11 protein-coding genes are annotated in these 11,571 nt (G+C 48.2%); 6 read left to right on the top strand and 5 right to left on the bottom strand.

Going from position 1 to position 11,571, the window contains the following annotated elements; translation table 11 throughout:
- Positions 1 to 388: 388 nt before the first annotated feature.
- Complete coding sequence (locus QUA99_RS23955) at positions 389 to 1,240, bottom strand: M48 family metallopeptidase (RefSeq protein WP_333235055.1); 852 nt, start codon at positions 1,238 to 1,240, stop codon at positions 389 to 391.
- Between the two features lie 524 nt (positions 1,241 to 1,764).
- On the opposite strand from QUA99_RS23955, the gene QUA99_RS23950 reads away from it, so the two are divergent.
- Positions 1,765 to 2,289: a DUF4330 domain-containing protein gene (locus QUA99_RS23950; protein ID WP_333235056.1), complete on the top strand. Its 525-nt coding sequence runs from the start codon at positions 1,765 to 1,767 to the stop codon at positions 2,287 to 2,289.
- A gap of 30 nt (positions 2,290 to 2,319) precedes the next feature.
- Entirely contained in the window at positions 2,320 to 2,652 is a 333-nt protein-coding gene (locus tag QUA99_RS23945) for a hypothetical protein (protein WP_333235057.1), read from the top strand.
- Here the strand turns inward: QUA99_RS23945 and QUA99_RS23940 are convergent.
- Entirely contained in the window at positions 2,641 to 3,546 is a 906-nt protein-coding gene (locus tag QUA99_RS23940) for an alpha/beta fold hydrolase (protein WP_333235058.1), read from the bottom strand. The genes QUA99_RS23945 and QUA99_RS23940 overlap by 12 nt on opposite strands.
- Before the next feature lie 566 nt (positions 3,547 to 4,112).
- Here QUA99_RS23940 and QUA99_RS23935 point away from each other — a divergent pair.
- Positions 4,113 to 4,691 (top strand): hypothetical protein, encoded by a 579-nt coding sequence (locus QUA99_RS23935; RefSeq protein WP_333235059.1) that lies wholly within the window; start codon positions 4,113 to 4,115, stop codon positions 4,689 to 4,691.
- On the opposite strand, the gene QUA99_RS23930 is transcribed toward QUA99_RS23935, so the two are convergent.
- Together QUA99_RS23930 and QUA99_RS23925 are read right to left on the bottom strand one after the other, a co-directional pair.
- Complete coding sequence (locus QUA99_RS23930; protein WP_333235060.1) at positions 4,659 to 5,591, bottom strand: hypothetical protein; 933 nt, start codon at positions 5,589 to 5,591, stop codon at positions 4,659 to 4,661. The two genes, QUA99_RS23935 and QUA99_RS23930, sit on opposite strands and share 33 nt — an antisense overlap.
- 352 nt (positions 5,592 to 5,943) lie before the next feature.
- Positions 5,944 to 6,204, bottom strand: a complete 261-nt coding sequence (locus QUA99_RS23925; RefSeq protein WP_333235061.1) for a hypothetical protein — start codon at positions 6,202 to 6,204, stop codon at positions 5,944 to 5,946.
- 429 nt (positions 6,205 to 6,633) lie between these two features.
- Here QUA99_RS23925 and QUA99_RS23920 point away from each other — a divergent pair, with 429 nt between their 5' ends.
- From QUA99_RS23920 to QUA99_RS23910, 3 genes are all read left to right on the top strand, one after another.
- Positions 6,634 to 7,548 carry an MBL fold metallo-hydrolase gene (locus QUA99_RS23920; protein ID WP_333235062.1) on the top strand — a complete coding sequence of 305 codons (915 nt, stop codon included), beginning with the start codon at positions 6,634 to 6,636 and terminating at the stop codon, positions 7,546 to 7,548.
- 177 nt (positions 7,549 to 7,725) lie between these two features.
- Complete coding sequence (locus QUA99_RS23915) at positions 7,726 to 8,946, top strand: bifunctional riboflavin kinase/FAD synthetase (RefSeq protein WP_333235063.1); 1,221 nt, start codon at positions 7,726 to 7,728, stop codon at positions 8,944 to 8,946.
- 163 nt (positions 8,947 to 9,109) lie between these two features.
- The gene (locus QUA99_RS23910) at positions 9,110 to 10,018 is read left to right on the top strand and encodes a MoxR family ATPase (RefSeq protein ID WP_333235064.1); all 909 of its coding nucleotides are present in this window, start codon (positions 9,110 to 9,112) and stop codon (positions 10,016 to 10,018) included.
- Positions 10,019 to 10,203: 185 nt separating this feature from the next.
- On the opposite strand, the gene QUA99_RS23905 is transcribed toward QUA99_RS23910, so the two are convergent.
- Positions 10,204 to 11,412 (bottom strand): glycosyltransferase, encoded by a 1,209-nt coding sequence (locus QUA99_RS23905; RefSeq protein WP_333235065.1) that lies wholly within the window; start codon positions 11,410 to 11,412, stop codon positions 10,204 to 10,206.
- Positions 11,413 to 11,571 lie beyond the last annotated feature (159 nt).

The raw sequence follows: 11,571 nt of genomic DNA, 5'->3' as shown, positions 1-11,571 counted from the left end.
GCTCAAATCCTTGATTTATCTACAGTTAAAAATTGGGTTCTAATTTTTAATTTCCCAGAGTGACAAAAGAGGGTTAAGGCGATCGAGACTCGGCCAAAAGCGAAATTTATTAATGGTTTTGGGGTTAAGTTGATATTAAATTAATAGTCCTGGACGCACGATTGCTAAGAAACCGGGTTTTTTTACGAAAAGACGGGTTGTAGACCGCACAGGGGCGAAAAAAACCCGGTTTCGCACGGGCCCCGATGCGTCCAGGACTGATTAATAGCCTTTTTCAAACCGCTGGCGCGCGAGGGGATTTAAACAAGGTCGATCGTTGGTGGGTCGATCGCCCCTTCGCGCACAAACCCCACCAACGCATGAATCGAAACATCAGGTTAAAACAGTTTTAAGACCCCAAAAGCCTGCGGATTTCTAGCCTGTAATCCTCATTATTCAAACCTTCACCGCTAGCGAGATCCGGGTCTATCGCCTGCGAAATAGCAGCAATCCGATCGGCTGTAGCCGGGTGAGTGCTCAAAATGCTAGGAGGAGAAGGCTTGTTGAGCAACTTTTTCATAAAATCAACCATCCCAGATTGAGCGTAGCCCGCTCGCCCCATAGTTTGCAATCCCAACTGATCCGCTTCATACTCAGCTTGGCGGCTGTGGGGACGGCGCAAAGCCAGTTCCACCCCAATCTGAACCGCCTGAGATCGATCGAGCCCAGTCGCCGAAGCTACACCTGAGGCGATGGCCATTTGACGCATTTGTTTAATCGCGTGGCGAGCATTAATGTGAGCGATTTCGTGGGCGATCACACTTGCCAATTCTGCCTCATTGTCCGCCGCCGCCATCAAACCTTTATTCACATAAACAAAACCGCCCATTGTCGCAAAAGCATTAATATTGTCGTCGTCAATCACTTGAAAAGTATAAGGAATATCGGGGCGAGTGCTTTCTTGAGCGAGCCGCTGACCGATGCGGTTGATATATAATGTAGTGTCCCGATCGCGGTCAATCTTAAACTCCCTGTTCGCCAACTGCTGATTAATTTGTTGGCCAATAGTCACCTCTTGGCGATCGGACATATTCGATAATTGAATAACTTGAATGCCCCGAAAAATTAGTTCAGGCAAAGAAAATGCTTGAGTCTGTTCCGGGGAAACCACCCAGATACCGGCAGCTACAATCAGCGACAGAAATAGATAAATCCCCCGGCCGCAGGTACGCCGGCAAGTCAACCAAAAACTTTTTAACATGAGTGATACGTGCGAGAAATTAGATAAACTTTTAGGAAAGCGGGAAAAGTCACTACATCGGCAGACGCATTTTGAGGCTGCTTAGTTGCTATTCTAGCTTTTTGCCAATTTTTGACCGAGAATTTCAAAGGTGGTACCCGCCACGTGATTTATCCGTCGAATCAATCGAAAATCGAAAATCCTTGCTTCCCCCGCATTTATCTCGCGCAAGTCAATCTAAAATCTCAAATCTCAAATCTCAAATCGATTGACCCCGCCCCGAGTTCCCGGCGGTGGCCCTGCGGTCAACCAACCGCCCTCAACTGCCTTCTGCCTTCTGCTTTAAGTGCCCAAGTGATGCGGATTTTGGGCGATCGTTGTGGTAATATCTTTTAGCTTCAGGACTTACGCATCAATTACGCATCAATAACGTATGTCATTGCCAGCCGTAGCGGATCTTTGGCAGCATCTGTTTTTCATCGGTGTCTGCGTAAGTCCTGAGCTTGTAAACATACTCCTGTCGCTATCAGTTAATTAAGCGATTTATGAAAATTTTGGATTCTCAAGGTCGGCTGTTCGGCAAACTCAGCATCCTAGACGTAGGTGCCGCGATGATCGTACTGCTAGTTGCAGTCGGAATCTTGTTCTTTCCCGGCACTTCTGGCGGTTCCGTCGCCCAAGTCGGCAGCAGTTTCAAACCTGTAGAGATTGATGCAATTGCGATCGGTCTCAAAGGGACAAACGTTCAAGATTTGTTCAAACCAGGCGATAAAATCAATGTGGTGATCCGCAATCAACCCTCCGGTCAGATTACCATCAAATCTGCCAAAACTCTCACCAGAACCCTAGCAGTTCCTCAGCCCAACGGCACTCTGAAAGCTCTCCCCGATCCCAGAGAAGAAGAAGCTTTCAGCAAAAATATGATGTTTACCTTAGAGGGAAAAGGTCAACTTACTGAAAATGGCCCGGTTTTAGGGAATACGAAAGTCAAAATTGGCACTACCCTAGAGCTTGAAGGCAAAAAGTACATTTTCAACGCTAGCGTCATCGATGTGCGAGTAAAAGAATAGTTATTAGTCATTACTAATTGGTAATGGGGAATGGGGAATGGGGAATTAATCTTCCTTATTCCCTCTTCCTCAATGGCTTACATCCGTTATATCAATTGCGGTGTAACCGGAATTGATATAAACGGAGGACACGGCAATGCCCTTTCCCTACCCCAATTAATTGTAGGGAAACGGCACTGCCGTGTCCTCATGGTTCGAGTCCGCACGCGCCTAAGACTGTGGGGTAATATTAATTCCGATGCTACCGAATTTGATATTACATTCCTGACATCCGAAGAAAGCGAATCTGTTGCCGAAATTCCCTCTTCCTCCATCCGTTACATCTCGTACATTGCTCGTTGCCGAACTTCTTCACCCTTGTGAAAGCAATTTTAAATATTGCCGAATTAAGCCAATGGTGACAGCAGGAATTTCTAACTGCGGAGTCAAACCTACGTTTTCCAGAGGTTGAAAAACTTTGATTGCTTCGGGGTTGAGGTTTGCCAAACGCTGGCCGATATCGGGCCCGGTAAACTGCGATTTTTCTCCCCAAATAATGGCTGTCGGTGTTGTTAGCTGAGTGATGTACAGCGACAAATCAAAACACAAATCTCCCCGTACAAAAGACAGCGCAGCATATTCTGCATTTGGTTCTAAAGCAGATTCGAGGTAAGCATCAACAATTTCTTGGTAAACGCGGCTCGGATCTGCAAATTGGCGCTGTTCTAAGAAGCTGCGGATGCCGCCTTCTGTGGCGATTCCGGTACTGTAAAGCAATTTGTCTAAAATCGGCGTACCCACTAGCTTAGCGAAGAAACTGCGGCCGTAATCTTGTCCGAAGTCCGACAAACCGCTGGGTATCGTCAAAATTAGGGATTTGAACAGATCCGGCCGGGCGATCGCAGCTCGAATCGCGATCGCCCCCGTCAGCGAAGAAGCGATCGCATCTGTCGGACTGTCGCAAGTTTTTTCAAGAAATTCGATCGAAGTTGTGATATAATCTTCAACCTGATAATTTCTCGGCGGATGTTCCGATCGTCCCCAACCGATTAAATCAGGTGCTAAAATTCGATACTCGGCAGCAAAAGCCGGATAAACTTTCGACCATTCGTACGCACTCGACCCGCCCCCAAAACCGTGAAAAAATACTAAATTCGGTTTATTTTCCGAACTTGAGGCAGGCAAACCGATCCAAGGCATTTTTTCAGCAGTGTAGTAAACCATTCTGCCGAGAGAAGTAACTATCGATCGCTGACCGAAGCCGAGGGGTACAAGCATAAACTAACCTCAATCGCTGTTATATTTTAGATTCTTTTCCACCGCCCCGTCTCTGTTTAAAAAACTTGCAAAGCTGGTGGCGTTTTTGTAAAGATTGAGTAATGATTTAAATCTATTTTAGTACAAGTGAACCGTGAAACTACAGACAGGAAGTAACCTTTGCGATTTCGGCAGTTCCGCTGTGTAGTTATCATCACAGTTGCAAACTACCGCCGATCGGAGATAATAGCAAAATGATGGGTAAGACCCCTCAACAGAAAGGAGTCTGTTCGCCGACCCGGAAAGCAGGCCCTGGAAAAGCGGGAGCATTAGATCTCGCTATCAGGTTGAAGGCAGTTTTGCAGCCGTGAGCCAATCATAAATAATTAATCACCATATTTGGCGGAGCAGTGGCTTTTGAGGTCGAAAGTGTTTGTTGGAGGGGGGCGATCGGTTTTCGATTCCTAAATAGCAGGTTTGGCAATCACGGGCACGGCCGCTATAAATTCCCAAACACAAGAAACAATTAATCTTAGGGAGGTCTACTAAAAATGCAACTGCTTAGGAAACGGGATCGCGAGGGTTTTATGGTTGACGCAAAAAGTCTTCAATCTGACGGGTTGGCAGAATTTGATACTGCCTGTAGAAGCACGGATGTAAACGGCAAAAAGTCTTTTGTCGCCACTCCAGAACGATCGGGCGCAGGTTCAGAGATGCGATCGCGGGCTACTGTACCGGCGATCGTCCGCGTAGCTTTAGAAGACTTGAAATGCTTTGAAGTAGTAGAACACCAGTTTGCACATTGGGGGGTGACTTTTACGAATGCCGTTGCCATCCAACCTTCAAACCCAGCATTTTTCACGGGTTCTGGGGAAACAGTGTTAATGGGAGCCCCCAAAAGCGGACTGATCGAAGTAACTTTTAAGCATCCTGTTCGCTGGGTGTCAGGACTGGTAACCAGTTCGCGGCGAACTGTTTTATCTGCTTGCGACATTGAGGGCAACTCAATTGTTCAGGATGAAATGCCGGCCCCCAATCTCGCCGGGTCTAATTCTCCCATCGCCCCTAGCGCTCCCCTGCGCGTAAAAGCTCCGAATATTCATCGAATTACTTTTTACGCTTTTGACGGTCAGCTAGTAGTCGATGACTTGATGTTTGGATTTTAAAGCCATGCCATATGTAGTGTCCCAAGTCTGCAAACCTTCGAGAAGGGCATTGCGGACTAAAGCTTCTGGTTCCCGACTCAGCATCAGGCGAAAGCACTCGGCAGCGCGGGAACAGGCGATCGAACTTTTGACGGAACTCACAGGACCAAACCCACCCTGATTCACCAAATCGGTCATTTGCCGCACAGCAATCAAACGCTTCACGGGGTCAGCATCAGTCAAATCCGCCAGAATGCGATCGAGCGCCACTTCATCTTTTGCGGCCCCCAGACTCAACCCTTGCCGCAGCAACAGCCAGGGAATCGCGATCGTGCCCAAATTCTGCAAAATCAGGCTCAAAGCCATCCAGTGGCTGCTTGAGTCCGCCCAAATCCCCAAACTCATGTAAGCGGCCAAGGTAGCAATCCCGCCCGTACCCACCGCTAAAACAAATCGGCGGTTCGGGCCCTCCCAAAATTGCTCGCCTTTCGATCGCAGCCATTGCCAGTCCCGCGACTGCCCTCGGTAAACCAGCATCATCGCTGCTATCCCCAAGCCTGTCGAAAACAGTAACTGACTGTTCCACCACCCCCAAACTGCTGCCAGGGTGACAACTGCCAGCCAACCTTTCGATCTAGTCAAACTCTCTAGCAGCCACTTGAGAAAGGCTGTAGAAACCGCAGGCGATCTGGCCCGCTCGCTCTTAGCCTCTACCCTCCGACGCCTTGTGTCGGCAGTCCGGCCTGTCGCTGCTGGGGTTCCCGGGGGGCGATCGTCCGAACTAAATTCTCTCAAAGCTTGGCTATCAGTCATTTCTAAAGACAATTCCCTTAAGGGGAGATTACCGAGTTCCCAAGTGCGATCGGAAACTTTCACTGGCGATCGATTCAGCTTCGTTGTATTTTTTTTAACTTGATTCATACTGACTTTTTGGAAAAATAAGTTAAAGTTATCCAGGCTTTTTTAGCACTGATTTAGATTCTCGGCAAACAAGACTCTAAGACTCTATGATACCGGAAATTCAACCCCGTGGCGAGTACAGCAACTGCGCTGAATTCCGAGAAATCCTTACCAAAAATAGAGCAATTGAAGATTATTGAGAAAACCACGATAGGTTAACAGCGAATATTTCTGCATCACTCTTGAGACAGAATGGCGATCGGAGTTAGCATGACTGCAAAAACCCAAAAAAATTAAACTTTCTGAAAAATCGGGGAATTTTGAGTGCTTGAGGGAGCATCTCATATTTGTAAAAATACTTCTTCTGGCTCCTTCATTCTTCCTCTTTCCTTCTGCCTCCTGCCTCAAAACTCCAATTTCTAGCTTGGCTGCAAAACTGAGATGCTCCCGTGCTTGAATTGGTTCCCAAAGAACTGCGCGACAAAAATTTAGCCTTTTGCCCGCAGGCCCGGGATCTCGCTGCTACCCCGGTGTCAGATGAAGCTGGGTTCAGCTTGACGGCTAGCTTACCGAACCGCAGCCTCCGGGCGGGCAGAGAATCCAGACACAGACAGTATTGTTGGATAATTAGCATGAGCATTCCTAAACTGCTAAGATTTTTGAATTAATGGGAGTTGAGGAAGCCCATCATCCGGGTTCAAACCGGTAAAGCAGCAAGGCAAAAAACCGACCGCGCGATCCTGTTCGGCAAGTGCGGAGGCTAGAAAAACAGCGGCTTTTGACCAGACTCAGGCAGAAATTCTGCCCCAAAGTGTGTCTGCGGAGGTTAGGCTAGTGAAGAGAGGAAAAGAATAGTTACGATCGAGACTTCATTAGTTTACCTTGTAATTTCTTGCTCAGTTGTCAAGCCCAACAGTTTTGCACTCTCTGGCAAGCGAGACTCTTGGCACTTCCCACCAGTGGGGAACTCGACCGTCAAAGAGCTTGGGTTTGATGGTAAAGCCCTTACTAATATGTAAACACCTTACCGATGGCTCGCCGGAACAATCTTGCAGGAAAACCCATGTCTAGTATGCAAAACCAATTCACGGTTCACTTCTGGGGCGTTAGAGGTAGCATAGCCTCTCCCGGGGCGGAAACAGTACGTTACGGGGGCAACACGCCCTGTGTAGAAATGCGAGTGGGTGAGAGCCGCCTAATTTTCGATGGCGGTACTGGATTGCGGGTTTTGGGACAAACTCTCCTGTCTCAGATGCCCGTAGAAGCTCATATGTTTTTTACTCACTCTCACTGGGATCACATTCAAGGATTCCCATTTTTTGTCCCAGCTTTTATTCCAGGCAATTGTTTTCACATCTACGGGGCAGTTGCTCCTTCTCCTAATAATGCTACTATCCAGCAGCGGCTAAACGACCAGATGCTCCACCCGAATTTTCCGGTGCCCCTGCAAATTATGGGGGCAGACCTGAAATTTAACGATATAGAAGTGGGCCAACCGCTCGAAATCGGAGATATTAAGGTGGAAAATGCTTTGTTGAACCATCCCGGAGAAGCTATAGGCTACCGCGTGAACTGGCGGGGGTATTCGGCTGCTTACGTGACTGATACCGAACATTTGCCCGATCGTTTAGACGAAAATGTGCTGTATTTGGCCCGCGATGCTGAGGTGCTGATCTACGACGCTACTTATACCGATGAGGAGTATTATTCGGAGAAGAGCAGCAAGGTCGGCTGGGGACATTCGACTTGGCAGGAAGCGGTGAAGGTGGCAAAGGCTGCTAATGTCAAAAAGTTGGTGATTTTTCACCACGACCCGCTGCACAATGACGAGTTTTTAGACAGGGTGGGAGAACAAGTGGCTCAAAGGTTCCCGAACAGTTTGATGGCGCGGGAAGGTTTGTCGTTGCAGTTGCTGCCTCCTCATAAGGATTTATCTGATTCTGAAGTCTTGAGCTCGGAAATCTCAAATTTGAGTTAGGACTGACCTCATTCAAAGACGGATACAACCCCCCGACTCCTGTCGTGGAAAATCAAAAAGTTGAGACCCAAGTTCAACCTCCCAGATTGGATCTGCGGAGTCAATCTAAAATCTAAAATCTAAAATCTAAAATCGAGTGGCGATCGCAATCTGGCTAAATATGTCAAAATCTTAAGCGTGTGGGTAACTTCTTCTTGTACCGCTGCTCTGACTCCAACTTCTGTTGCCTTGGGAAACTTTGACGGTTTGCACCTAGGGCATCGACAAGTCGTGCAGCCAATAATTTTAAATCGATCGCCCCGGCCAAATTCTGCGACGGTTTTTGCGTCGGGAGAAAACTTGCGTTCAAACGCTGGCACAGGTGAAAATTGGGAAAGCGAACCTCCGGCGACCTGCTACAACGACTCAGCAGCACCGCCCGATCGAGCCGACAGCGGCCGTAATTATGATGGTTCGATAGGGCAGACGAAGGCAGAGGGGAACAGCCTCTCTGGTCGCGATTCTGATGGAGTCGATCGACTTTACAGCACCGTGGTGACATTCGATCCCCACCCGCAAGAATTCTTTACGGGTCAACCCAAAAAACTGCTGACGCCTCTGGCAGAAAAGGTAGAATTGCTCGCAGCAATGGGCGTCGAGCAACTTGTGCTGCTGCCGTTCGATCGAGAATTGGCGGCTTTGACTGCTTGTGAGTTTGTCGAGGAAATTTTGGTGCGGCAACTAAAAGCCAGTCGAATTAGTGTGGGGGTTGATTTTCGGTTTGGACGCGGACGCGCTGGGACGGCTGTAGATTTGCAGTCGATCGCCTCGGGTTACGGTATTGATGTTGCTCTTGTACCCCTGCACAATTGCGGTGAGGGCGATCGGATCAGCAGTTCTGCAATCCGCGAAGGTCTGACCTCGGGCGACCTCACAAGAGCGAATCAGTTGCTGGGGCGACCTTACAGTTTAGTCGGAACTGTGGTTGGCGGACAGCGGCTGGGCAGGACGATCGGATTTCCTACTGCTAATATCGAACTGCCGCCGGAAAAATTTTTGCCGCGTTTTGGCGTGTACGCGGTGCGAGTCTCGGTGAAGCATGGATGGGAAAAGATGAAAGAGGAAAGTTCTTCCCATCGGCGGGAAAATCCCAAATCTCTAATTCCCGGCACACCATCAAATTTATCTTTTGTCAATGGGGTGATGAATGTTGGCTGCCGCCCGACGGTAGACGGCTTACAACCCACTGTGGAAGTTCACCTGTTAGATTGGTCTGGGGATTTGTACGGTCAAACCTTGACCGCGAGTTTGGTAGAGTTTTTGCGACCCGAACAAAAATTCGCTTCTCTGGATGCTCTCAAAACTCAAATTCAGGCAGATTGCGATATTGCTAGAAGCCTCTTAACTGCTAAAGTCTAATAATTATGTGATCTAGAACAGGCGATCGGTTTTAAAAATGGTGCAAGATGAGTCAGACTAAATTCTAGTTGTACGAATACGAAGTTCGGAAGGCAAAGACTCAAGAATTTGGCAATTTGATGTTCGATCAACACTTAGCAATTAGCAATTAGCAATCAGGGATATGAGACAACATATTGAGCGGCTCAAACAAAATCTAGGCAAGACTATTGTTGGCAAAGCCGATGCTATTCGCTTGGTATTGGTAGCAGTGCTTTCGGGCGGGCACGCGCTGCTGGAAGACGTGCCTGGTGTGGGAAAAACTCTGCTGGCGAAGTCTTTGGCGCGATCGATCGATGGGAAGTTTCAGCGGATTCAGTGCACTCCCGATTTGTTGCCGACGGATATCACCGGTACTAATATTTGGAATCCGCGCAGCGGAGAGTTTGAGTTTTTGCCCGGGCCAGTTTTTGCTAATGTTTTGCTTGCCGATGAAATCAATCGGGCGACACCGCGAACTCAGTCAGCTTTGCTGGAAGTGATGGAAGAAAAGCAGGTGACAGTAGATGGAGTTTCTCGGAACGTTCCGGCGCCGTTTTTTGTGATTGCGACTCAGAACCCGATCGAATATCAAGGCACTTTTCCGCTGCCGGAAGCCCAGATGGATCGGTTTACTTTGTCTTTGACTTTGGGCTATCCTGCTGCATTGGAAGAGTTGCAAATGTTGGAACGGCTTTCTGATAGTTTTGCTGTTGAAGATTTGCAGCCCTGTATTTCTTTGGCAGAAGTGCAGGAATTGCGCCGTTTGTGCGCTGCTGTGAAGGTCGAAGGCTCTTTGAAACAGTATATTGTAGATTTGGTGCGATCGACCAGGGAGGATGAGGAGATTACTCTGGGGGTGAGTCCCCGGGGTGCGGTGGCTTTGCACCGGGCGTCGCAGGCTTTGGCGTTTATGGAGGGCCGGGATTATGGGACTCCTGATGATGTGAAATATTTGGCGCCGCACGTACTTTCTCACCGGTTGATTCCGGCGGGGGGAAGGAGGGCTAAGACGATTGTCGATCGATTGTTGCGAGAAGTTGCTATTCCTTAAAAAGCATTGGAATTAATATTATCCACAGTCAGGACACGGCATTGCCGTGTCCCTACAATTAATCGTGCGATGGTGAGATCCTCGCGATCACTCGTGATTATTTTGGGGTAGGGAAACGGCACTGCCGTGTCCTCCGTTGCTTGAGCTAGGGAAACGGCATTGCCGTGTCCTCCGTTGCTTTTCGATCACGGCTTAATAGCACTCTCAAACAGCGCGACTAATTTTTTGGCCTCTAAATCAACATTGTGTTGTTGAGCAACTCTCTCGGCTCCTGTTTTCCCCATTTGTTCTAGTTTTTCTAAAGGTGCTTCCAATACCGCGCGCATCGCTACCGCTAATGCTTCTGCGGAACCGGGAGGAACTAACCAACCGCAAACACCGGGTTCTACGAGCTCCGGGATGCCAGCAACATAAGTGCTAATTACGGGCCGGTTGAGAGCGAGAGCTTCCATAATTACTACCGGTAAACCTTCAGCAAAACTCGGCAATACCATCGCCCGTGAAGCTAAAATCTCTTGCTGAACTCGATCGCCACTGGCCCAGCCGGTAATTTCTATATGATTTTGCAGGCCGAGTTGCAGAATCTGCTTTTCAATATCCGATCGCAGCGGCCCGTCTCCTACGAGTACCAACTTAAACTCTAAGCCTTGAACTGCTAACTTGCTAGCAGCTTCTAGCAATAACAAATGACCTTTTTGTTCGCTGAGCCGGCCAATGCAAGCTAAGCGGGGTGCTGCGGGTATGGGGACGTAGGGTGCAGCTAAAAATGCAGCATCTACGCCGCAGTGTATGACGTGAATTTTTGACCAAAAAGTGCGATCGCACCACCGAAAAAGCTGACTTTTACCGAAGGAACTAACTGCTGCGACAAAGGTCGATCGTTTAATTTTTTCCTCTAAGGAAAGAAGTGTGGCTTTATCAAATTCTTCAGGGCCGTGAACGGTGAAACTGTAAGTCGGGCCGCCAAGCACGCGGCACAGCATTGCGACTGTTGTGGAATTTGTCCCGAAGTGAGCGTGAACGTGTGCGATACCCGATTCTGCAAACCAATTTAAAAGAATGCAAGCTTCTGCTAAATAAGCTAGATGCAGCAACATCCCCCGTTCCGAGTGCCAGCCAACTTTAAACATTAACCGCACAGCTTCGAGAAATCGAATGGGTCTAGTTGCGGCAACGCGGAGCAAACCCGACGCTAACCCCTGTACACCAACTCCTAAGATTACTTTAGTCAATTCTTGCTCTAGTTTGTCGGCCTCATCAACGAGTTCTGACTCGCACGATCGGATCGAATAACGTGCGACTTTCATGCCGCAATTTTCAACAGCTAGGACTTCTCTGCGGACAAAGCTGTGGCTGACTTTGGGATATTGGTTGACTAGATAAGCGATGTTCATGAACGGGGAGAAAATTTTATGGTAAAACTTAGATTAGTCTAGCCTTTAATCGATCGAAGTCAAGACAGGATTTTGGGTGGGGTTATTTATTCTGTGATGTTTTGATGGATTGGTTCGCGATTTAAGATAAGGGCATCAATGGTTTTATAAACACTCAAA

The sequence above is a fragment of the Microcoleus sp. F10-B2 genome (assembly GCF_036704965.1).
Taxonomy (GTDB): Bacteria; Cyanobacteriota; Cyanobacteriia; order Cyanobacteriales; family Microcoleaceae; genus Microcoleus.
Note: the sequence above shows the minus strand (reverse complement) of the source record. Positions and strands in the feature narration are given on the sequence as shown.